Genomic DNA, 22,880 nt, shown 5'->3' with positions numbered 1-22,880 from the left:
ATGGCCATTCACGCAATGATTCGTGAATGGCCATGGTGAAAATTGCGCTTGAATGTTTAATCGGTCAGAACAGGTTGCGGCGGTCGGGATCGTGCAGCGGGTCGGGTGTTTTCTGCGTCGTGCGCAGGATGCCCTGCGGATCGAAATAGAAGCTGTACATCATGTACCAGACATTGTCTTCGAGATACCGGTAGGTCCATACCTCGCGCTTCATCAGTGGGAAGTAGGACGTCTCGACGGGGCGTCCGAAGTTGACGAGGACGTCGGTCTTCGTCCATTTGCCGATCTCTGCGCGATAGAACTCGTTCGGCTGCAGGACCTGGCGCACGTTGACGATCTTGTGGGCCGCGTCGATGTCGGCCGCGATGGTGATTTCACCCATCGGCTGGGTCGGCCACATCAGGCGCTTGCCGCCGCCGGGCAGGTCGTAGATCTCGCGCGGCGGGCCCATGCGTGCGACGATCGCCGACTCGTCCTGGCCGGCCTGGTATTGCTGCCACGGTTGCGCGCAGCCGGCCAGCAGCGTGGCGGCGCTGGCGACCAGTACCGGCAGGCGCGCGGAAATGCGAATGCGCATGGGGATTCTCCAGAACACGGAAACAGGTGCCGTTTTATCACGGACGGCGCGCGACCGCGCATCGTGCGGAAAAAATCGGTGCGGATCGCCGGGCGCGCCGCGCTTGCGGGCGGCGGGGGCGCCGGCCTATGATCCGCGCTTCTCGGGCAGATTGAAGGGCAGGTGGCCGATGCGGGGATGGAAGCGGGGCGCGCTCGCGTTGAGTGCGGGATGGATGCTGGTGTCGTCGGCGTTTGCCGGCGGCGAGCCGGTGCGGATCGCGCTGATCGAAGGCATGTCGGGCCCGTTCGCGAATGCGGGCGCGGCGGTCGAGCGCAACTTGCGCTTCGGCGTCGAGCAGGTCAACGCGGCGGGCGGCGTGAAGCTGCGCGACGGTGCGCATCCGCTCGAACTCGTCGTGCTCGACAGCAAGGGCAGCCCCGAGGAGGCACTCGTGCAGTTGCGCGCGGCCGCGGACCGCCATATCGGATTCGTCACGCAGGGCAACAGTTCGGCCGTCGCGGCCGCGCTTGTCGCGGCGCTCGACAAGCTGAACGCGCGCGATCCGGACAACCGGATGCTGTTCCTCAACTATTCGGCCGACGACCCGGCGCTGACCGGTGCGCGCTGCAGTTTCTGGCATTTCCGCTTCGATGCGCACGCGGGCATGCGGATGGCCGCGCTCGCGGACGTGATGGCGCGCGACCGCGCGCTCCACAAGGTCTACCTGCTGAACCAGGACTACAGTTTCGGCCGCGACGTCAGCATGCTCGCCCGGCAGGCGCTGGCTGCGCGGCGCCCGGACGTGACGATCGCCGGCGACGAATTCCACCCGATCGGCCGGATCAAGGATTTCTCGCCGTACGTCGCGAAGATCCGTGCGAGCGGCGCCGACGCCGTCGTGACCGGCAACTGGGGCAACGACCTCACGCTGCTCGTGAAGGCGGCGCGCGAGCAGGGGCTGAATGCGAAGTTCTATACCTTCTACGGCAATAGCCTCGGTGCGCCGGCCGCACTCGGCGACGCCGGTGTCGGGCGGGTCGTGGCCGTGGCGGACTGGCACCCGAACGCGGGCGGCGCGAAATCCGACGCGTTCTACCGCGCGTTCCGGAACCGTTTTCCGGCCGCCCAGGACGACTATCCGGTGCGACGAATGAGCCTGATGATCGAGATGCTGGCCGCCGCGATGAACCGCGCGGGTTCGGCCGATCCCGTGGCGGTCGCGCGTGCGCTCGAGGGCTTGTCGTTCGACGACGGCTTCCACGCGTCGCGGATGCGCGCGCAGGATCATCAGTTGATCCAGCCCCTTTACGTGATGGAGATGGACAAGGCGGGCGCGCCGGGCGTGCGCTTCGACAACGAGGGCTCGGGCTACGGCTTCCGGACGGTGCTCGCGGTGCCAGCGCAGCGCACGGAGATGCCGTCTACCTGCTCGATGACGCGTCCGTGACAGGAGGCGGTAAGAACGGCGCGGAGTTGTGCTACAATACGCGCCGGTTGTAAATCACGGCACGGCCATTCTTCCGTGTCCGCCTGTTCAGTTAGAAAGGAAATCACATGTCTGTTGCAGATATCAAGAAGTCGGAAGTTGTTGCTCAGTTCGCCCGCGGTACCAACGACACGGGGTCGCCCGAAGTCCAGGTCGCACTGCTGACCGCACGTATCGTCGAACTGACGGGTCACTTCAAGACCCACGCGAAGGATCACCACAGCCGCCGCGGCCTGCTGCGCATGGTGAGCCGCCGCCGCAAGCTGCTCGACTACCTCAAGGGCAAGGATGCCGACCGTTACCGCGCACTGATCGAGAAGCTGGGTCTGCGTAAGTAATCGAGGCGATTGCCGCCAGCAAGATGCCTGTGTCAGTCCGCTGATACAGGCATTTTGTTTTTGCGCGGTGCGTAGCGTCACGCGCACCGCAGGCTGTTCCGGCACGGTTGTGCCGGGCTGCCGCAACGACTGATACCGGGGCAGGATTTGTGTCATTCCAGCGCGTCGCTGCATGAGCGCCGCGCTGGAATGGCATAAAAAACACACCTTGCTCCGGGTGATTCGGTCGGGACGCCGCCGCGCGGGATGGCCGGCGCGGCGAATGAAATGCATGAATTCAAAGGAGCAACCATGTCCATGTTCAACAAGGTCGTGAAGGAATTCCAGTGGGGCCAGCACAAGGTGCGCCTCGAAACCGGTGAAGTCGCTCGCCAGGCAAGCGGCGCCGTGATCGTCGACGTGGAAGACACCGTCGTGCTGGCAACCGTCGTCGGCGCGAAGTCGGCGAAGCCGGGTCAGGATTTCTTCCCGCTGACCGTCGACTACCTCGAGAAGACCTACTCGGCCGGCAAGATCCCGGGCGGCTTCTTCCGTCGCGAAGGCCGTCCGTCGGAGCACGAGACGCTGACGTCGCGCCTGATCGACCGTCCGCTGCGCCCGCTGTTCCCGGAAGGCTTCTACAACGAAGTCCAGGTCGTGATCCACGTGCTGTCCGTGAACCCGGAAATCCCGGCGGACATCCCCGCGCTGATCGGCGCATCGGCTGCGCTCGCCGTGTCGGGCCTGCCGTTCAACGGCCCGGTCGGTGCCGCACGCGTGGCCTACATCGACAACGCGTACGTGCTGAACCCGACGCGTGACCAGATCAAGGCATCGAGCCTCGACCTCGTCGTCGCAGGTACGGAACGTGCCGTGCTGATGGTCGAATCGGAGGCCGATCAGCTGTCGGAAGACGTGATGCTGGGCGCCGTGGTGTTCGGCCACGAGCAAATGCAGGTCGCGATCGACGCGATCCACGAACTGGTGCGCGAAGGCGGCAAGCCTGAGTGGGACTGGCAGCCGGCGCCGAAGAACGAAGCGCTGATCGCGCGCGTGACCGAGCTGGCACAGAACGACCTGCTCGCTGCTTACCAGCTCCGCGACAAGCAGGCGCGCTCGACGAAGCTGAAGGAAGTCTACGCAGCAACCTCGGCGAAGCTCGAGGAAGACGCGCTGGCGGCCGGTACGGTCGCAGCCGACAAGGCAACGGTCGGCAACGTGCTGTTCGACATCGAAGCCAAGATCGTCCGTTCGCAGATCCTGAACGGCGAGCCGCGCATCGACGGCCGCGACACGCGCACCGTGCGCCCGATCGAAATCCGCACCGGCGTGCTGCCGCGTACCCACGGCTCGGCGCTGTTCACGCGCGGCGAGACGCAGGCGCTGGTCGTCGCGACGCTCGGCACGAAGGGTGACGAGCAGATCATCGACGCGCTCGAAGGCGAGTACCGCGAGCGCTTCATGCTCCACTACAACATGCCCCCGTTCGCGACCGGCGAAACGGGCCGCGTCGGCTCGCCGAAGCGCCGCGAAATCGGCCACGGCCGCCTCGCGAAGCGTGCACTGGTCAAGTGCCTGCCGAGCGCCGACGAATTCGGCTACTCGATCCGCGTCGTGTCGGAAATCACCGAATCGAACGGTTCGTCGTCGATGGCATCGGTGTGCGGCGGCTGCCTCGCGCTGATGGACGCCGGCGTGCCGATGAAGGCGCACGTCGCGGGTATCGCGATGGGCCTGATCCTCGAAGGCAACAAGTTCGCGGTGCTGACCGACATCCTCGGCGACGAAGATCACCTCGGCGACATGGACTTCAAGGTGGCCGGCACGGAACAAGGCGTGACGGCACTGCAGATGGACATCAAGATCCAGGGCATCACGAAGGAAATCATGCAGGTCGCGCTCGCGCAGGCGAAGGAAGGCCGCATGCACATCCTCGGCAAGATGACGTCGGCGGTTTCGGGTGCGAACACGCAACTGTCGGAATTCGCGCCGCGCATGATCACGATCAAGATCAACCCGGAAAAGATCCGCGACGTGATCGGCAAGGGCGGTTCGGTGATCCGCGCGCTGACGGAAGAGACCGGCACGACCATCGACATCTCCGACGACGGCGTCGTGACGATCGCGAGCACGAGCAGCGACGGCATGGCCGAAGCGAAGAAGCGTATCGAGCAGATCACGGCCGAGATCGAAGTGGGTCAGGTGTACGAAGGCACGGTTCTGAAGCTGCTCGATTTCGGTGCGATCGTGAACCTGCTGCCGGGCAAGGATGGCCTGCTGCACATCTCGGAAATCGTCAATGAGCGTGTGAAGGACATCAACGACTACCTGAAGGAAGGCCAGCAAGTGAAGGTCAAGGTCATCCAGACGGACGAAAAGGGTCGTGTGCGTCTGTCGGCGAAGGCGCTGCTGAACGAAGCAGCGGCGGCGTCGCAGTCGGACACGCCGCCGCAGCAGTAAGCGGATAGGCGGACCAACGGCCGGCAGTGCGAAAGCGTGCCGGCCGTTTTTTCTGTAGCATCGTTGTGCGGCGCAGCAGCGCCGGCAAGGCGTCCGTGCCATATGCGGGCGCGCCATCCGATTCCGATCCTGGAGCGACCATCACCATGAAAGCCATCGAAATCACCGAGTTCGGCGCCCCCGACGTGCTGAAGCTTGCGGAGCGTCCGCGCCCCGAACCGAAGCGCGGCGAAGTGCTGATCAAGGTGGCGGCTTCCGGCGTGAACCGGCCTGACGTGTTCCAGCGCAAGGGCGCGTATGCGCCGCCGCCGGGTGCGTCGGATCTGCCGGGCCTCGAGGTCGCGGGCGAGATCGTCGGAGGCGACCTGTCGGACGCCGCGCTGAACCCGTTCGGCCTGAAGCTCGGCGATCGCGTGTGTGCGCTGCTCGCGGGCGGCGGCTATGCGGAATATGCGGTCGCGCCGCTGCCGCAATGCCTGCCGGTGCCCGACGGGCTCACCGATATCGAGGCCGCGTCGCTGCCCGAGACGTTTTTCACCGTGTGGAGCAACGTGTTCGACCGTGCGCAGCTCGGCGCGGGCGAGGGCGGCGAGCAGGAAACGCTCCTCGTGCAGGGCGGCTCGAGCGGCATCGGCGTGACGGCGATCCAGATCGCGCATGCGCTCGGCTTTCGCGTGTTCGCGACGGCCGGCACCGCCGATAAATGCCGCGCGTGCGAGGCGCTCGGCGCGGAACGTGCGATCAACTACAAGACGGAAGACTTCGTCGAGGTCGTGAAGTCGCTGACGCACGATCGCGGCGTCGACGTGATCCTCGACATGGTGGCGGGCTCGTACGTGCCGCGCGAACTGTCCGCGCTCGCGGATGGCGGCCGCCTCGTGCTGATCGCGCTGCTTGGCGGCGCGAAGGCCGACGTCAATCTGAGCGAGATCCTGCGTCGCCGGCTGACCATCACGGGCTCGACGCTGCGCCCGCGTCCGGTCGAGTTCAAGGCGCGGATCGCCGCGCAGCTGAAGTCGCGCGTGTGGCCGCTGCTTGCCGACGGCCGCATCAAGCCGGTGATCTATCGCGTATTGCCTGCTGCGGACGCCGCGCAGGCACATGCGCTGATGGAAAGCAGCGAGCATACCGGCAAGATCGTGCTCGATTGGGGTACGAACGCCTGACGGCCCATGTGGCCGGGCTTGACATGCGCGGTTTGACCGGTTCAAGCCGCGCGCAGTAAAATCGCCGGTTTGCTTCGCCAGATCAAACCTGACGGCCGGTTTCCGGCGCGTTAACGACCAAGCGGTGACGAGACAGACACGATGTCGAAACAGAGAACTAAGCGTGTGATCGGCAACTGGAAGATGCATGGCCGGCTGGCCGGCAACCAGGCATTGCTGAACGAAGTGGTGCAGGGCGCGGGCGCGGTGGCGGCCGAAACGTCGGTCGGCGTGTGCGTGCCGTTCCCGTATCTCGCGCAGGTTCAGGCGCAGCTCGACGGTGGCCGTGTCGCCTGGGGCGCGCAGGACGTGTCGGCGCACGAGCAGGGCGCGTTCACCGGTGAAGTCGCGGCCGCAATGGTGGCGGAGTTCGGCGCACGCTATGCGATCGTCGGTCACTCGGAGCGCCGCGCGTATCACGGCGAACGCAACGAGACGGTCGCGGCGAAGACGCAGCGCGCGCTCGCAGCGGGGCTCACGCCGGTCGTGTGCGTCGGCGAGACGCTCGACGAGCGCGAGTCGGGCGCGACCGAGCAGGTAGTCGGTGCGCAGCTCGACGCAGTGCTGGCCGTGCTGACGGCCGACGAGGCCGCGCGGATCGTCGTCGCGTACGAGCCGGTCTGGGCGATCGGCACGGGCAAGAGCGCGACGTCGGCGCAGGCGCAGGACGTGCACGCGTTCCTGCGTGCGCGTCTCGCGGCAAAGGGCGCGGCGGACGTGTCCGTGCTGTACGGCGGCAGCGTGAAGCCGGACAACGCGGAAGAGCTGTTTGCGCAGCCGGACATCGACGGTGGCCTGATCGGCGGCGCGTCGCTGAAGGCGGAAGATTTCCTGGCGATCTGCCGGGCCGCGCGCTGAGCGGTCCGAGATCGAATTGAACCATGACGGCGGCCGGTCGGTCCGGTCGCCCGATCCATTCGGGTGGGTGTGATGCTGTTATTCAAGACGCTGATTATTGTGGTGCAGGTGTTGTCTGCACTTGGTGTGATTGGTCTCGTGCTGTTGCAGCACGGCAAGGGTGCCGACATGGGCGCCGCGTTCGGCAGCGGCGCGTCGGGCAGCCTGTTCGGTGCAACGGGCTCGGCGAACTTCCTGTCGCGTACGACGGGCATTCTCGCGACGATCTTCTTCGTCGCGACGCTCGCGCTGACGTACCTCGGCTCGTACAAGTCGACGCCGTCGGCGGGCGTGCTGGGTGCGGTGGCGACCGCGCCGGCATCGGCGCCTGCAGCATCGGCGCCGGCTGTCGCGGCATCTGCTGCCGCAGGTTCGGCTGCAAGCGCGCCGGGCCAGGACGTCCCGAAATAAAAAGTTAAATTTTTTGCGGTTGTGCGTTGAACAAATCCCGAAGTCGGGTTAGAATTTAATTCTTGAAGCGATTCGCGGGAAACAAGTAGTTACAACCCCGGTTGCATGCAGTGCCGACGTGGTGAAATTGGTAGACACGCTATCTTGAGGGGGTAGTGGCGAAAGCTGTGCGAGTTCGAGTCTCGCCGTCGGCACCAAAGTTACTCAATGCCAGCCGCTTCTAGTGGCTGGCATTTTTCATTTCTGGGGTGTGCTTGCGGTTGTCTTGCGATCGCATGCACTCCGAAATGATTCCTTCCGCCGGAAGTGGTATTCTCCGGACGCTCAGAACCAACCGATAGAGGATTGCCTTGAACCTCGCAGCCTATTACCCCGTCTTGTTGTTCCTCCTCGTGGGCACTGGTTTAGGTATAGCGCTGGTCAGCATCGGCAAGCTCCTTGGTCCCAACAAGCCGGACGTCGAGAAGAACGCACCGTACGAGTGCGGCTTCGAAGCCTTTGAAGACGCCCGGATGAAATTCGACGTCCGGTACTACCTCGTCGCCATCCTGTTCATCATCTTCGATCTCGAAACCGCATTCCTGTTTCCGTGGGGCGTCGCGCTCCGGGATATCGGCTGGCCGGGTTTCATCGCAATGATGATTTTTCTGCTCGAATTCCTGCTGGGCTTTGCCTATATCTGGAAGAAAGGCGGCCTCGACTGGGAGTGATGGGTTAATCGCCGGTTTGCATGGGCGGCCACGCTCGGTCGCTCGTCTGGAGTGGAAAGCAAATGAGTATCGAAGGGGTCTTGAAGGAAGGGTTTGTCACCACGACGGCTGACAAGCTGATCAACTGGACGCGTACCGGCTCGCTGTGGCCGATGACGTTCGGGCTCGCGTGTTGCGCCGTCGAAATGATGCATGCGGGCGCGGCCCGTTACGACCTGGACCGGTTCGGCGTCGTGTTCCGCCCGAGCCCGCGCCAGTCGGACGTGATGATCGTCGCCGGCACGCTCTGCAACAAGATGGCACCCGCACTGCGCCGCGTGTACGACCAGATGGCGGAGCCGCGCTGGGTGATCTCGATGGGATCGTGCGCGAACGGCGGTGGCTACTACCACTACTCGTACTCGGTGGTCCGCGGCTGCGACCGGATCGTGCCGGTCGACGTCTACGTGCCGGGCTGTCCGCCCACGGCCGAGGCGCTGGTCTACGGCGTGATCCAGCTTCAGGCGAAGATCCGCCGCACCAATACCATCGCCCGTCAATAAAGCCCCGAGCGTCCCCTCAATATGGCAAGCAAAATCGAGACCCTGAAGGCAAACCTCGAAGCCGCGCTCGGCGCGCGCGTGGTGAGCCTCACCGAAGCGATCGGTGAACTGACGCTCGTCGTGAAGGCGAGCGATTACCTCGAAGTCGCAAAGACGCTGCGCGACGATCCGAAGCTCCGTTTCGAGCAGCTGATCGACCTGTGCGGCGTCGACTACCAGACCTTCGGCGACGGCGCCTACGACGGCCCGCGCTTCGCGGCCGTGTCGCACCTGCTGTCGGTCACGAACAACTGGCGCCTGCGCCTGCGCACGTTCGCGCCTGACGACGACCTCCCGATCGTGGCATCGCTGGTCGACATCTGGACCTCCGCGAACTGGTACGAGCGCGAAGCGTTCGACCTGTACGGCATCGTGTTCGAAGGCCACCCCGACCTGCGCCGCATCCTCACCGACTACGGCTTCATCGGCCACCCGTTCCGCAAGGACTTCCCGGTGTCGGGCTATGTCGAAATGCGTTACGACCCGGAAGAGAAGCGGGTCGTGTACCAGCCGGTGACGATCGAGCCGCGCGAAATCACGCCGCGCGTGATCCGCGAGGATCGCTATGGCGGTCTGAAACATTAAGGGGGCGTCATGGCAGAAATCAAGAACTACACGCTCAACTTCGGCCCGCAGCACCCGGCAGCGCACGGCGTGCTGCGTCTCGTGCTGGAGCTCGACGGCGAAGTCATCCAGCGTGCCGATCCGCACATCGGCCTGCTGCACCGCGCGACGGAAAAGCTCGCGGAATCCAAGACGTTCATCCAGTCCGTGCCGTACATGGATCGTCTCGACTACGTGTCGATGATGGTCAACGAACACGGCTACGTGCTCGCGATCGAAAAGCTGCTCGGCATCGAAGTGCCGGAGCGCGCGCAGTACATCCGCGTGCTGTTCGACGAGATCACGCGCGTGCTGAACCACCTGATGTGGATCGGCGCGCACGCACTCGACGTCGGCGCGATGGCCGTGTTCCTGTACGCTTTCCGCGAACGCGAAGACCTGATGGACGTGTACGAAGCGGTGTCCGGTGCCCGGATGCACGCGGCGTACTACCGTCCGGGCGGCGTCTACCGCGACCTGCCTGACGCAATGCCGCAATACAAGGCGTCGAAGATTCGCAACGAGAAGGCGCTCGCGAAGATGAACGAAGCGCGCAGCGGCTCGGTGCTCGACTTCATCGACGACTTCTTCACGCGCTTCCCGAAGTGCGTCGACGAATACGAAACGCTGCTCACCGACAACCGGATCTGGAAACAGCGTCTGGTCGGGATCGGCGTGGTCAGCCCGGAACGTGCGCTGCAGATGGGCCTGACGGGCCCGATGTTGCGCGGCTCGGGCATCGCCTGGGACCTGCGCAAGAAGCAGCCGTACGAAGTGTACGACCGCATGGATTTCGACGTGCCGGTCGGCGTGAACGGCGATTGCTACGACCGCTATCTGGTGCGCGTCGAAGAAATGCGCCAGTCGATCCGCATCGCGAAACAGTGTATTGAGTGGCTCCGCAAGAATCCGGGCCCGGTGATGACGGACAATCACAAGATTGCCCCGCCGTCGCGCGTCGGCATGAAGACCAACATGGAAGACTTGATTCACCACTTCAAGCTCTTCACCGAAGGTTTCCATGTGCCGGAAGGCGAAGCGTACGCGGCGGTCGAGCATCCGAAGGGCGAGTTCGGCATCTACCTCGTGTCGGATGGTGCGAACAAGCCGTATCGCCTCAAGATTCGCGCACCGGGTTTCGCGCACTTGGCGTCGCTCGACGAAATGGCGCGCGGTCACATGATCGCCGACGCCGTCACGATCATCGGTACGCAGGACATCGTGTTCGGCGAAATCGATCGCTAATGGTTAGCGCCGCCCGCGCGAGCGGGCGGCGAGCAGCAAGTCACACGCGATGCGCGCTGAACCGGCGCGGCTTCGCAAGCTGTCAACAGTGAGCGCCAGGTCTGCCGTCCATGCACCCCAGTGTGCGGCAGGTTGTTCGTTCGGTAGGAATTGAAAGAGTCGTGTCTGAAAATGATCTCAGCTGAAGGCCTGAAGGAAATCGATCGAGCGTTGACGAAGTATCCCGCCGATCAGAAACAGTCCGCCGTGATGTCGGCGTTGGCCGTTGCTCAGGAAGAGCACGGCTGGCTGTCGCCCGAACTGATGCAGTTCGTCGCGGACTATCTCGGCATGCCGGCCGTTGCCGTGCAGGAAGTCGCGACGTTCTACACGATGTACGAGCTCAAACCGGTCGGCAAGCACAAGATCACGCTCTGCACGAACCTGCCGTGCCAGCTCGGCCCGGACGGTGGCGCGGAAGCGACTGCCGACTACCTGAAACAGAAGCTCGGCATCGGCTTCGGCGAGACCACGCCCGACGGCAAGTTCACGCTGAAGGAAGGCGAGTGCATGGGCTCGTGCGGCGATGCGCCGGTGCTGCTGGTGAACAATCACAGAATGTGCAGCTTCATGAGCCGCGAGAAGATCGACCAGCTGCTTGAGGAGCTCTCGAAATGACGTCCCTCCACGACCGTCACATCAAACCGCTGATCCTCGCTGGTCTGAACGGCGAGAACTGGCACCTCGAAGATTACGTTGCGCGCGGCGGCTACAAGCAGCTGCGCCGCATTCTCGAAGAAAAGATTCCGCCCGAGCAGGTGATCGCCGACGTCAAGGCGTCGGGCCTGCGTGGCCGTGGCGGTGCGGGCTTCCCGACCGGCCTGAAGTGGAGCTTCATGCCGCGCCAGTTCCCGGGGCAGAAGTACCTCGTCTGCAACTCGGACGAAGGCGAGCCGGGTACGTTCAAGGATCGCGACATCCTGCGCTGGAACCCGCACGCGCTGATCGAAGGCATGGCCATCGGCGCGTACGCGATGGGCATCACCGTCGGCTACAACTACATCCACGGCGAAATCTTCGAAGTGTATCGACGCTTCGAAGCCGCGCTCGATGAGGCGCGCGCTGCCGGGTTCCTCGGCGACAACATCATGGGCTCGGAATTCTCGTTCCAGCTGCACGCGCACCACGGTTACGGCGCGTACATCTGCGGCGAAGAAACGGCGCTGCTCGAGTCGCTCGAAGGCAAGAAGGGCCAGCCGCGCTTCAAGCCGCCGTTCCCGGCGAGCTTCGGCGTGTACGGCAAGCCCACCACGATCAACAACACAGAGACGTTCGCCGCGGTGCCGTTCCTGCTGTCCATCGGGCCGCAGAACTACCTCGAGATCGGCAAGCCGAACAACGGCGGCACGAAGATTTTCTCGGTGTCGGGCGACGTCGAGCGTCCGGGCAACTATGAAGTGCCGCTCGGCACGCCGTTCGCGACGCTGATGGAGCTCGCCGGCGGGATGCGCGGCGGCAAGAAGATCAAGGCCGTGATTCCGGGCGGTTCGTCGGCACCGGTGATCCCGGGCGACATCATGATGCAGACGGATCTCGACTACGATTCGATCGCGAAGGCGGGCTCGATGCTCGGTTCCGGCGCGGTGATCGTGATGGACGAGACGCGCTGCATGGTGCGCTCGCTGCTGCGCCTGTCGTACTTCTACTACGAGGAATCGTGCGGCCAGTGCACGCCGTGCCGTGAAGGCACCGGCTGGCTGTATCGCGTCGTGAACCGTATCGAGCACGGCGAAGGCCGCCAGGAAGATCTGGACCTGCTGAACTCGGTTGCCGAGAACATCATGGGCCGCACGATCTGTGCACTCGGCGATGCGGCGGCGATGCCGGTACGCGGGATGCTCAAGCACTACTGGGACGAATTCGCGTACCACGTCGAGCACAAGCACTGCATGGTCGGCGGCCACGCGCACGCGGCGGCAGCCTGAAGCGAACCCGGTTGCGGAATTTGAGCGCACGGTCGGGCGAAGGCGCGAACGGGCGGAAATAGGTTAAGGACCATTCACCATCATGGTTGAACTTGAAATAGACGGCAAGAAGGTCGAGGTGCCCGAAGGCAGCATGGTGATCCAGGCTGCGCACAAGGCGGACAAGTACATTCCTCACTTCTGCTATCACAAGAAGCTGTCGGTTGCGGCCAACTGCCGGATGTGTCTCGTCGAAGTCGAGAAGATGCCGAAGGCCGTGCCTGCCTGCGCGACCCCCGTGTCGGCCGGCATGATCGTCCATACGCAATCCGACAAGGCCGTGAAGGCGCAGCAGTCGGTGATGGAATTCCTCCTCATCAACCACCCGCTCGACTGCCCGATCTGCGATCAGGGCGGCGAATGCCAGCTGCAGGATCTGGCGGTCGGCTACGGCAAGTCGTCGTCGCGCTACTCGGAAGAGAAGCGCGTGGTGTTCCACAAGAACGTGGGCCCGCTGATCTCGATGGAAGAAATGTCGCGTTGCATCCACTGCACGCGCTGCGTCCGCTTCGGCCAGGAAATTGCCGGCGTGATGGAGTTCGGCATGCTGGGCCGCGGCGAGCACTCGGAAATCACGACGTTCGTCGGCAAGACGGTCGATTCCGAAATGTCGGGCAACATGATCGACCTGTGCCCGGTCGGCGCGCTGACCAGCAAGCCGTTCCGCTACAGCGCCCGTACGTGGGAACTGTCGCGCCGCAAGTCGGTGAGCCCGCACGATTCCGTCGGCGCGAACCTCGTCGTTCAGGTGAAGAACAACCGCGTGATGCGCGTGCTGCCGTTCGAGAACGAAGCCATCAACGAATGCTGGATCTCGGACAAGGATCGCTTCTCGTATGAAGGCCTCAACAGCGAAGAGCGCCTGACGAAGCCGATGCTGAAGCAGGGCGGCCAGTGGATCGAAACCGACTGGCAGACCGCACTCGAATACGTCGCGAAGGGCCTGAAGGGCATCGCCGCGGATCACGGCGCGAACGCGCTGGCGATGCTCGCGAGCGCGCACAGCACGGCCGAAGAGCTGTTCCTCGTGAAGCAGCTCGCCAACGAACTGAAGACGCCGAACGTCGACTTCCGTCTGCGTCAGCAGGATTTCTCGGCGCCGGTCCAGGGCGCACCGTGGCTCGGCATGCCGATCGCCGACCTGTCGAACGTGGACGCCGCGTTCGTCGTCGGTTCGTTCCTGCGCCGCGACCACCCGCTGTTCGCATCGCGCCTGCGTCAGGCCGCGAAGAACGGTGCGAAGCTGCACTTCCTGCACGCGACCGGTGACGACGCACTGATCCCGACTGCGCAGCGCATCGTTGCTGCTCCGTCGGCATGGCTCGACCAGCTGGCCGGTATCGCGGCGGCCGTCGCGCAACTGCGCGGTGTCGCACTGCCCGACACGCTCGCAGGCGTCACGGCATCGCCGGCCGCGCAGGCTGTCGCCCAGTCGCTCGCGAACGGCGAACGCCGCGCGGTGCTGCTCGGCAACGTCGCGGTCCGCCATCCGGAATTCGCCAAGCTGCACGCCGTCGCCAAGTGGATCGCCGACAACACCGGCGCCACGTTCGGCTTCCTGACGGAAGCGGCGAACACGGTCGGCGCGCACGTCGTCGGCGCACTGCCGGGCGAAGGCGGGCTGAACGCGCGCGAAGCATTCGCGCAGCCGCGCAAGGGCTACGTGCTGCTGAACGTCGAACCGGAATTCGATACCGCCGATCCGGCGCAGGCGCTTGCCGCGCTGAACCAGGCCGAGATGGTCGTCGTGATGTCGCCGTTCAAGCACGGCCTCGACTACGCCGACGTGCTGCTGCCGGTTGCGCCGTTCACGGAAACGGCCGGCACGTACGTGAATGCGGAAGGCACCGTGCAGAGCTTCAACGGCGTCGTGCGCCCGCTCGGCGACACGCGTCCGGGCTGGAAGGTGCTGCGCGTGCTCGGCAGCCTGCTCGGCCTGCCGAACTTCGAATACGAGACCGCGGAAGAAGTGCGTCTCGCCGCGCTCGGCGACGCCGGCGTCGCGGGCCGTCTGTCGAACCACACGTCGGTCGCACCGGTTCGCGTCGCGGCGAATGCCGCGAACGGCGGTTTCGAGCGCCTGGCCGATGTGCCGATCTATCACGCCGACGCACTCGTGCGCCGCGCAGGTGCGCTGCACCTGACGGCCGCTGCGAAGGCGGCGAATGCCGCGGCACTGCCGGCTGCGCTGTTCGACAAGCTGGGCTTGAAGGAAGGCGACGCCGTGCGCGTGCGCCAGGGCGAGCGTGCGGTGCAGTTGCCGGCCGTGCGCGACGCGAATCTTGCGGAGACCGTCGTTCGCGTATCGGCGGCGACGCCTGCCGGCGCAGCGCTCGGTGGCCTGTCCGGTGAACTGGTGGTGGAGAAGGCGTAAATGAGCTTGTTCGATACGATCAACGCGGGCGGGTCCCAGCTTCTCGGCTTCGCATGGCCGACGGTGTGGGCAATCGTGCGCATCCTCGTCGTCTCCGTCGTCATCCTGCTGTGCGTCGCGTACCTGATTCTGTGGGAACGCAAGCTGATCGGCTGGATGCACGTGCGTCTCGGTCCGAACCGCGTCGGCCCCGGCGGCCTGCTGCAGCCGATCGCCGACGTGCTGAAGCTGCTGCTGAAGGAAGTCATTCAGCCGAGCGCCGCCAGCCGCTGGCTGTACCTGATCGCGCCGGTGATGACCGTCGTGCCGGCGTTCGCCGTGTGGGCCGTGATCCCGTTCCAGGCCGAAGCGGTCCTCGCGAACGTGAACGCGGGCCTGCTGTACGCGATGGCGATCTCGTCGATCGGCGTGTACGCGGTGATTCTCGCAGGCTGGGCATCGAACTCGAAGTACGCGTTCCTCGGTGCGATGCGCGCCGCGGCACAGATGGTGTCGTACGAAATCTCGATGGGCTTCGCGCTGGTGCTGGTGCTGATGACGGCCGGCAGCCTGAACCTGTCGGAAATCGTCGGTTCGCAGCAGCACGGCTTCTTCGCGGGCCACGGCGTGAACTTCCTGTCGTGGAACTGGCTGCCGCTGCTGCCGGCGTTCGTCGTGTACTTCATCTCGGGCATTGCCGAAACGAACCGCCACCCGTTCGACGTGGTGGAAGGGGAGTCGGAAATCGTTGCCGGCCACATGATCGATTACTCGGGTATGGCGTTCGCGCTGTTCTTCCTCGCCGAGTACATCAACATGATCGTGATCTCGGCGCTGACCGCGACGCTGTTCCTCGGCGGCTGGGATGCACCGTTCGAATTCCTGTCGTTCATTCCGGGCATCTTCTGGCTGGTGCTGAAGATATTCGCGCTGCTGTCGGTGTTCATCTGGGTTCGCGCGACGTTCCCGCGTTTCCGTTACGACCAGATCATGCGCCTGGGCTGGAAGGTATTCCTGCCCGTCACGGTGGTCTGGGTGGTCGTGGTCGGCTTCTGGATGATGTCGCCGCTCAACATCTGGGTGAAGTAATCGGACGAAATCATGAGCGCAATCCAACACTTCTTTAAGACCTTCTTCCTGACCGAGCTCCTGCAGGGGCTCGCGCTGACCGGTCGTTACACGTTCAAGCGCAAGGTCACCGTGCAGTTCCCGGAAGAAAAGACGCCGATTTCGCCGCGTTTCCGCGGGCTGCACGCGCTGCGCCGCTACGAAAACGGCGAAGAGCGCTGCATCGCGTGCAAGCTGTGCGAGGCCGTATGCCCCGCGATGGCGATCACGATCGAATCGGAAACGCGCGCGGACAACACGCGCCGCACGACGCGCTACGACATCGACCTGACGAAGTGCATCTTCTGCGGTTTCTGCGAAGAGAGCTGCCCGGTCGATTCGATCGTCGAGACGCAGATTCTCGAGTACCACGGCGAAAAGCGCGGCGACCTGTATTTCACCAAGGAAATGCTGCTCGCGGTGGGCGATCGCTACGAGAAGGACATCGCCGCGGCGAAGGCTGCCGACGCGCCGTATCGTTGATTGTGTTTGCAGTGCCGGCCCGAAGCCAGGGCCGAGCCGCCGCGACGGGTGCGGCACGCGAGAGCGTCCCGCAAGCCGCGCCTGACTATGGCCTAACGATGAACCGGTAATCATGGAATTCACGACCGTACTGTTCTACATCTTCGCGCTGCTCCTGGTGGTATCAGGGCTGAAGGTGATCACTTCGCGCAACCCGGTGGCGTCTGCGCTTTTCCTTGTGCTGGCGTTCTTCAACGCCGCCGCGATCTGGATGCTGCTGGAAGCGGAGTTCCTCGCGATCCTGCTGGTGCTGGTCTACGTGGGCGCCGTGATGGTGCTGTTCCTGTTCGTCGTGATGATGCTGGACATCAACATCGACTACCTGCGCCGTGACTTCAAGCGCTTTGTGCCGATGGCGACCGTGGTCGGCGCGATCATCGTGATCGAAACGGCGCTGATCCTGTGGCGCGGCTACGGCGACACGCAGACGGTGCACGCGATGGCCACCGGCGAGATGGCCAACTGGTCGAACACGCGCCTGATCGGCAAGGTGATCTACACCGACTACATCTTCGCGTTTGAAATCGCAGGCCTCGTGCTGCTGGTCGCGATCATTGCCGCGATCGGGCTGACCGAGCGCAAGGGCAAGGACAGCAAGCGCCAGCGTGTGTCGGATCAGGTCAAGGTGCGCCGCAACGACCGCGTGCGCCTCGTGAAGATGGAAGCGGACAAGCCGCAGCCGGAAACGGCGCAGAGCGAAGCCGGTTCGGGCACCAACGGCTAAGCGGAGGAAAAGAAAACATGCTGACTCTTGCTCATTACCTCGTGCTCGGCGCGATCCTCTTTGCGATCGCGATCGTCGGGATTTTCCTGAACCGCCGCAACGTCATCATCATCCTGATGTCGATCGAACTGATGCTGCTGGCGGTGAACACCAACTTCGTCGCGTTTTCGCATTACCTCGGCGATGTGCACGGCCAGATTTTCGTGTTCTTCGTGCTGACCGTCGCCGCAGCGGAAGCCGCGATCGGTCTCGCGATTCTGGTGACCCTGTTCCGTAAGCTCGACACGATCAATGTCGAGGATCTCGATCAGCTCAAAGGTTAATTTCAGGCAACGCTGTTATGTCAACGACACTCAATGAAAACCTGCTGCTGGCGATTCCGCTCGCTCCGCTGGCCGGCTCGCTGATTGCGGGGCTGTTCGGGAACGCAGTCGGGCGCAAGGGCGCACACCGGATCACGATCCTCGGCGTAATGATCGCGTTCCTCCTGTCGGCGAAAGTCTTCTTCGACGTGATGGGCGGCGCAAGCTTCAACGCGACCGTCTACGAATGGATGAACGTCGGTTCGCTGAAGCTCGAAGTCGGCTTCCTCGTCGATTCGCTGACCGCGATGATGATGGTCGTCGTGACCTTCGTCTCGCTGATGGTGCACGTGTACACGATCGGCTACATGGCGGAAGAAGACGGCTACCAGCGCTTCTTCTCGTACATTTCGCTGTTCACGTTCTCGATGCTGATGCTCGTGATGAGCAACAACTTCCTGCAGCTGTTCTTCGGCTGGGAAGCGGTGGGTCTGGTGTCGTACCTGCTGATCGGCTTCTACTTCACGCGTGAGAGCGCGATCTACGCGAACATGAAGGCGTTCCTCGTGAACCGCGTGGGCGACTTCGGCTTCCTGCTCGGCATCGGCCTGCTGCTCGCGTTCGCCGGCTCGATGAACTACGGCGAAGTGTTCGCAAAGCGCGCGGAACTCGCGAGCCTGCACTTCCCGGGCACCGACTGGGGCCTGCTGACCGTTGCCTGTATCTGCCTGTTCATCGGCGCGATGGGTAAATCGGCCCAGTTCCCGCTGCACGTGTGGCTGCCGGACTCGATGGAAGGCCCGACCCCGATCTCCGCGCTGATTCACGCGGCGACGATGGTCACCGCCGGCATCTTCATGGTGTCGCGCATGTCGCCGCTGTTCGAGCTGTCGGATACCGCGCTGTCGTTCATCACGGTGATCGGCGCGATCACGGCACTCTTCATGGGCTTCCTCGGGATCGTCCAGAACGACATCAAGCGTGTGGTCGCGTACTCGACGCTGTCGCAGCTCGGCTACATGACCGTCGCGCTCGGCGTGTCCGCTTACCCGGTCGCCGTGTTCCACCTGATGACGCACGCGTTCTTCAAGGCACTGCTGTTCCTCGGCGCCGGCTCGGTCATCATGGGCATGCACCACGACCAGGACATGCGCAACATGGGCGGCCTGCGCAAGTACATGCCGATCACGTGGATCACGTCGCTCGTCGGTTCGCTCGCGCTGATCGGTACGCCGTTCTTCTCGGGCTTCTATTCGAAGGACTCGATCATCGACGCGGTGAAGCTGTCGCACCTGCCGGGTTCGGGCTTCGCGTACTTCGCGGTCGTCGCGAGCGTGTTCGTCACGGCGCTGTACTCGTTCCGCATGTACTTCCTGGTGTTCCACGGCGAAGAGCGCTTCCGCAAGCCGAAGCATCCGGAATCGCCGATGGGCATGGCGGCTGCGCACGGCCACGACGACCACGGCCATGGCCACGGTCATGACGACCACGCGCACGAACCGCACGAGACCCCGTGGGTCGTGTGGGTTCCGCTGGTCCTGCTGGCGATCCCGTCGGTCATCATCGGTGCGATCGCGATCAGCCCGATGCTGTTCGGCGACTTCTTCCAGCACGGCGTTGCATTCGACAAGGTGATCTTCATCGGCGAAAACCATCCGGCCCTGGCCGAGATGGCCGAGGAGTTCCACGGCTGGGTGGGCATGGGCCTGCACTCGGTGTCGGGTCTGCCGGTCTGGCTCGCGCTTGCCGGTGTCGTTGTCGCCTGGTTCCTGTACCTGAAGCGTCCGGAACTGCCGGCGTCGATCCGCCGCGCGTTCGGCCCGATCTACACGCTGCTGGACAACAAGTACTACATGGACAAGATCAACGAAGTGGTGTTCGCCCGTGGTTCGGTGGCGATCGGCCGCGGCCTGTGGAAGGAGGGTGACGTCGTGGTGATCGACGGCCTCGTCAATGGCAGCGCCCGGTTCATCGGCTGGTTCGCCGGCGTGATCCGCTTCCTCCAATCCGGTTACATCTATCACTACGCGTTCGCCATGATCATCGGCATGCTGGGGCTCCTGACCCTGTTTGTAACGCTCGGCGGCAAATAAGGCGGGGGACAACTTAATGCACGCTTTTCCGATTCTCAGTACCGCGATCTGGCTGCCGATCGTTTTCGGCCTCCTCGTGCTTGCGGTGGGTAACGACAAAAATCCGGGGACGGCCCGCTGGATCGCGCTGATCGGTTCGCTGCTCGGCCTGGCGGTCACGATCCCGCTGATCACGGGCTTCGACTCGAGCACGGCTGCGCTGCAGTTCGTCGAGAAGTCGACCTGGATCGAACGCTTCGACATCGCGTATCACCTCGGCGTCGACGGCATCTCGATGTGGTTCGTCGTGCTGACCGCGCTGATCACGGTGATCGTCGTGATCGCCGCATGGGAAGTGATCACCGAGAACGTCGCGCAGTACCTCGCGGCGTTCCTGATCCTGTCCGGGATCATGATCGGCGTCTTCTCGGCGGCCGACGGCCTGCTGTTCTACGTGTTCTTCGAAGCGACCCTGATCCCGATGTACATCATCATCGGCGTGTGGGGCGGCCCGAACCGCGTGTATGCGGCCTTCAAGTTCTTCCTGTACACGCTGGCCGGCTCGCTGCTGATGCTGGTTGCGCTGATCTACCTGTACACGGAAACGCATTCGTTCGACCTCGCGACGTGGCAGAACGCCAAGATCGCGATGACGCCGCAGATACTGTTGTTCATTGCGTTCTTCCTCGCGTTCGCGGTGAAGGTGCCGATGTGGCCGGTCCACACCTGGCTGCCGGACGCGCACGTGGAAGCGCCGACGGGCGGCTCGGTCGTGCTGGCTGCGATCATGCTGAAGCTCGGTGCCTACGGTTTCCTGCGTTTCTCGTTGCCGATCACGCCTGACGCGAGCCATTTCCTGGCGCCCGTCGTGATCACGCTGTCGCTGATCGCGGTGATCTACATCGGCCTCGTCGCGATGGTGCAGGCCGACATGAAGAAGCTGGTCGCGTATTCGTCGATCGCGCACATGGGCTTCGTCACGCTCGGCTTCTTCATCTTCAACCAGCTCGGCGTCGAAGGCGCGATCATCCAGATGATCTCGCACGGCTTCGTGTCGGGCGCGATGTTCCTCTGCATCGGCGTGCTGTACGACCGCGTGCACTCGCGCCAGATCGCCGACTACGGTGGTGTCGTCAACGTGATGCCGAAGTTCGCGGCCTTCGCGATGCTGTTCTCGATGGCCAACTGCGGCCTGCCGGGTACGTCCGGTTTCGTCGGCGAGTTCATGGTGATTCTCGCTGCCGTCCAGTACAACTTCTGGATCGCATTCGGCGCGGCATTCACGCTGATCCTCGGCGCGGCCTACACGCTGTGGATGTACAAGCGCGTGTACTTCGGCGCGGTTGCGAACGATCACGTCGCCAAGCTGAAGGACATCGGCCGTCGCGAATTCCTGATGCTGGCCGTGCTCGCCGCGTTCACGCTGCTGATGGGCCTGTATCCGAAGCCTTTCACCGACGTGATGCACGTTTCCGTGGAAAACCTCCTCTCCCACGTCGCGCAGTCGAAGCTGCCGCTGGCCCAGTAATCGCGAGCGGAGGAACTCAAGATCATGCAAAACGCCCCTATGAATGTTCTGTTGCCTGACGCGCTGGTGCTAGCCGCCATCGTCGTCGCATGGCTGAACGACACCTTTACCGGCGCCTCCGGCCGCCGCCTGACTTATCTGATCGCGGTCGTATCGTCGGTCGTCGCCGGCGTGTGGTTCGCGGTGCAGGCACTCGACCCGCAGCAGTACTACTTCTTCTCGAAGATGGTCGTCGTCGACTCGTTCGCGAGCATGATGAAGGCCGTCGTGTCGTTCGGTTTCGCGGTCTCGCTCGTCTATTCGCGCAAGTACCTCGAAGATCGCGACATGTTCCGGGGTGACGTGTTCCTGCTCGGCATGTTCTCGCTGCTCGGTCAGCTGGTCATGGTGTCGGGCAACAACTTCCTGACGCTGTATCTCGGTCTCGAACTGATGTCGCTGTCGCTGTACGCCGTCATCGCGCTGCGCCGCGATGCCGCACAGTCGAGCGAAGCGGCGATGAAGTACTACGTGCTGGGCGCGCTCGCGTCGGGTTTCGTGCTGTACGGCATCTCGATGCTGTACGGTGCGACCGGCTCGCTCGAGCTGGGCGAGGTGTACAAGGCGGTCGGCGGCAACACCGACGCGGCCGTGCTGATGTTCGGCGTGGTCTTCATCGTCGCCGGTATCGCGTTCAAGCTCGGCGCAGTGCCGTTCCACATGTGGGTGCCGGACGTCTACCAGGGTGCACCGACCGCGATGACGCTGTTCGTCGGCGGCGGCCCGAAGGTTGCCGCGTTCGCGTGGGGCCTGCGCTTCCTGGTGATGGGCCTGCTGCCGCTCGCACAGAACTGGCAGACCGCGCTCGTGATCCTGGCCGCGCTGTCGCTGATCGTCGGCAACATCACGGGTATCGTCCAGCGCAACATCAAGCGGATGCTTGCGTACTCGGCGATCTCGAACATGGGCTTCGTCCTGCTCGGCCTGCTCGCAGGCATCGTGAAGGGCGACGCAACGGCACCGGCGAACGCATACAGCTCGGCGATGTTCTACGCGATCGTCTACCTGATCACGACGCTCGGCTCGTTCGGCGTGGTGATGCTGCTCGCACGCCGCGATTTCGAAGCCGAAACGATCGACGACTTCAAGGGCCTCAACAAGCGCAGCCCGGTGTTCGCGTTCGTGATGATGGTCATGATGTTCTCGCTGGCCGGTATTCCGCCGACCGTCGGCTTCTACGCGAAGCTCGCCGTGCTCGAGGCGACCGTCAATGCGGGCCTCACGTGGCTGGCCGTGCTGGCCGTGATCACGTCGCTGTTCGGCGCGTTCTACTACCTGCGCATCGTGAAGCTGATGTACTTCGATGCACCGCAGGATACGACGCCGATCTCGGGCGATTTCTGCAAGCGCACGATCCTCGTGCTGAACGGCCTCGCGGTCGTCGCGCTCGGCCTGATCCCGAGCCCGCTGCTGACGGCCTGCCTGCAGGCAATTCGTCACACGCTGCCGCTGTAATGTCGGCAGCCGGCTGGTTTATCGTGCTGTTGGCGCTCGTCTGCGCCAACCTGCCGTTCCTGAACCAACGCCTCTTCGCCGTCGTGCCGTTCGGCGCGGCGAAGAAGAGCGGGTGGGTGCGGATCGGCGAGCTGATCGTGCTGTACTTCATCGTCGGCGCGCTCGGCTTCTGGCTCGAGTCGCGCGCCGGTAACCGCTTCGAACAGGGCTGGCAGTTCTACGCGATCACGTTCAGTCTTTTCGTCGTGTTCGCGTTTCCCGGCTTCACGTTCCAGTATCTCGTCAAACGACGCTGACGGCT

General features: G+C 63.8%; 22 protein-coding genes and 1 tRNA gene. 22 read left to right on the top strand and 1 reads right to left on the bottom strand.

Going from position 1 to position 22,880, the window contains the following annotated elements; translation table 11 throughout:
* Positions 1-64 precede the first annotated feature (64 nt).
* Complete coding sequence (locus tag LXE91_RS00230; protein WP_039370580.1) at positions 65-577, bottom strand: hypothetical protein; 513 nt, start codon at positions 575-577, stop codon at positions 65-67.
* 169 nt (positions 578-746) lie between these two features.
* Here LXE91_RS00230 and LXE91_RS00225 point away from each other — a divergent pair, with 169 nt between their 5' ends.
* The 22 genes from LXE91_RS00225 (at position 747) to LXE91_RS00120 (ending at position 22,875) form a co-directional block, all read left to right on the top strand.
* On the top strand, positions 747-2,006 hold the full coding sequence (locus LXE91_RS00225) for a branched-chain amino acid ABC transporter substrate-binding protein (RefSeq protein WP_039370583.1): 1,260 nt from the start codon (positions 747-749) through the stop codon (positions 2,004-2,006).
* 107 nt (positions 2,007-2,113) lie between these two features.
* A complete protein-coding gene (rpsO, locus tag LXE91_RS00220; RefSeq protein WP_006398792.1) occupies positions 2,114-2,383 on the top strand; it encodes a 30S ribosomal protein S15 in 270 nt (89 codons plus the stop codon).
* Positions 2,384-2,674: 291 nt separating this feature from the next.
* Positions 2,675-4,822, top strand: coding sequence for a polyribonucleotide nucleotidyltransferase (gene pnp, locus LXE91_RS00215; protein ID WP_039370587.1), 2,148 nt, complete (start codon positions 2,675-2,677; stop codon positions 4,820-4,822).
* A gap of 146 nt (positions 4,823-4,968) precedes the next feature.
* Positions 4,969-5,988: an NAD(P)H-quinone oxidoreductase gene (locus tag LXE91_RS00210; RefSeq protein ID WP_039370590.1), complete on the top strand. Its 1,020-nt coding sequence runs from the start codon at positions 4,969-4,971 to the stop codon at positions 5,986-5,988.
* A gap of 141 nt (positions 5,989-6,129) precedes the next feature.
* The gene (gene tpiA, locus LXE91_RS00205; protein WP_034184885.1) at positions 6,130-6,885 is read left to right on the top strand and encodes a triose-phosphate isomerase; all 756 of its coding nucleotides are present in this window, start codon (positions 6,130-6,132) and stop codon (positions 6,883-6,885) included.
* Positions 6,886-6,957: 72 nt separating this feature from the next.
* On the top strand, positions 6,958-7,335 hold the full coding sequence (gene secG / locus LXE91_RS00200) for a preprotein translocase subunit SecG (protein ID WP_031401913.1): 378 nt from the start codon (positions 6,958-6,960) through the stop codon (positions 7,333-7,335).
* A 112-nt stretch (positions 7,336-7,447) separates the two neighbouring features.
* A tRNA-Leu gene (locus LXE91_RS00195) sits at positions 7,448-7,532 on the top strand.
* Between the two features lie 153 nt (positions 7,533-7,685).
* Positions 7,686-8,045 (top strand): NADH-quinone oxidoreductase subunit A, encoded by a 360-nt coding sequence (locus LXE91_RS00190; RefSeq protein WP_006398798.1) that lies wholly within the window; start codon positions 7,686-7,688, stop codon positions 8,043-8,045.
* Positions 8,046-8,107: 62 nt separating this feature from the next.
* Positions 8,108-8,587, top strand: a complete 480-nt coding sequence (locus LXE91_RS00185) for a NuoB/complex I 20 kDa subunit family protein (protein ID WP_006398799.1) — start codon at positions 8,108-8,110, stop codon at positions 8,585-8,587.
* 21 nt (positions 8,588-8,608) lie between these two features.
* Positions 8,609-9,211 carry an NADH-quinone oxidoreductase subunit C gene (locus LXE91_RS00180; protein ID WP_039370593.1) on the top strand — a complete coding sequence of 201 codons (603 nt, stop codon included), beginning with the start codon at positions 8,609-8,611 and terminating at the stop codon, positions 9,209-9,211.
* A gap of 9 nt (positions 9,212-9,220) precedes the next feature.
* The gene (locus LXE91_RS00175) at positions 9,221-10,474 is read left to right on the top strand and encodes an NADH-quinone oxidoreductase subunit D (RefSeq protein WP_039370596.1); all 1,254 of its coding nucleotides are present in this window, start codon (positions 9,221-9,223) and stop codon (positions 10,472-10,474) included.
* A 171-nt stretch (positions 10,475-10,645) separates the two neighbouring features.
* Entirely contained in the window at positions 10,646-11,131 is a 486-nt protein-coding gene (nuoE, locus tag LXE91_RS00170; protein ID WP_039370599.1) for an NADH-quinone oxidoreductase subunit NuoE, read from the top strand.
* Positions 11,128-12,438, top strand: a complete 1,311-nt coding sequence (nuoF, locus tag LXE91_RS00165; protein ID WP_006478267.1) for an NADH-quinone oxidoreductase subunit NuoF — start codon at positions 11,128-11,130, stop codon at positions 12,436-12,438. Before nuoE ends, nuoF begins: the two co-directional genes overlap by 4 nt.
* 82 nt (positions 12,439-12,520) lie before the next feature.
* Positions 12,521-14,851, top strand: a complete 2,331-nt coding sequence (gene nuoG, locus LXE91_RS00160; protein ID WP_039370603.1) for an NADH-quinone oxidoreductase subunit NuoG — start codon at positions 12,521-12,523, stop codon at positions 14,849-14,851.
* The gene (nuoH, locus tag LXE91_RS00155) at positions 14,852-15,919 is read left to right on the top strand and encodes an NADH-quinone oxidoreductase subunit NuoH (protein WP_011352696.1); all 1,068 of its coding nucleotides are present in this window, start codon (positions 14,852-14,854) and stop codon (positions 15,917-15,919) included.
* 12 nt (positions 15,920-15,931) lie between these two features.
* Complete coding sequence (gene nuoI / locus LXE91_RS00150; protein WP_011352695.1) at positions 15,932-16,420, top strand: NADH-quinone oxidoreductase subunit NuoI; 489 nt, start codon at positions 15,932-15,934, stop codon at positions 16,418-16,420.
* 112 nt (positions 16,421-16,532) lie between these two features.
* Positions 16,533-17,183: an NADH-quinone oxidoreductase subunit J gene (locus LXE91_RS00145; protein ID WP_021162815.1), complete on the top strand. Its 651-nt coding sequence runs from the start codon at positions 16,533-16,535 to the stop codon at positions 17,181-17,183.
* A 17-nt stretch (positions 17,184-17,200) separates the two neighbouring features.
* The gene (nuoK, locus tag LXE91_RS00140; protein WP_006478272.1) at positions 17,201-17,506 is read left to right on the top strand and encodes an NADH-quinone oxidoreductase subunit NuoK; all 306 of its coding nucleotides are present in this window, start codon (positions 17,201-17,203) and stop codon (positions 17,504-17,506) included.
* Positions 17,507-17,523: 17 nt separating this feature from the next.
* Positions 17,524-19,578: an NADH-quinone oxidoreductase subunit L gene (nuoL, locus tag LXE91_RS00135; RefSeq protein WP_039370608.1), complete on the top strand. Its 2,055-nt coding sequence runs from the start codon at positions 17,524-17,526 to the stop codon at positions 19,576-19,578.
* A gap of 16 nt (positions 19,579-19,594) precedes the next feature.
* Positions 19,595-21,085 (top strand): NADH-quinone oxidoreductase subunit M, encoded by a 1,491-nt coding sequence (locus LXE91_RS00130; protein ID WP_021162817.1) that lies wholly within the window; start codon positions 19,595-19,597, stop codon positions 21,083-21,085.
* Between the two features lie 39 nt (positions 21,086-21,124).
* Positions 21,125-22,579 carry an NADH-quinone oxidoreductase subunit NuoN gene (gene nuoN, locus LXE91_RS00125; protein ID WP_039370611.1) on the top strand — a complete coding sequence of 485 codons (1,455 nt, stop codon included), beginning with the start codon at positions 21,125-21,127 and terminating at the stop codon, positions 22,577-22,579.
* On the top strand, positions 22,579-22,875 hold the full coding sequence (locus tag LXE91_RS00120; RefSeq protein WP_039370614.1) for a DUF2818 family protein: 297 nt from the start codon (positions 22,579-22,581) through the stop codon (positions 22,873-22,875). The genes nuoN and LXE91_RS00120 overlap by 1 nt, the downstream gene beginning before the upstream one ends.
* Positions 22,876-22,880 lie beyond the last annotated feature (5 nt).

It is taken from the genome of Burkholderia contaminans, from assembly GCF_029633825.1.
GTDB classification, from domain to species: domain Bacteria; phylum Pseudomonadota; class Gammaproteobacteria; order Burkholderiales; family Burkholderiaceae; genus Burkholderia; species Burkholderia contaminans.
Note: the sequence above shows the minus strand (reverse complement) of the source record. Positions and strands in the feature narration are given on the sequence as shown.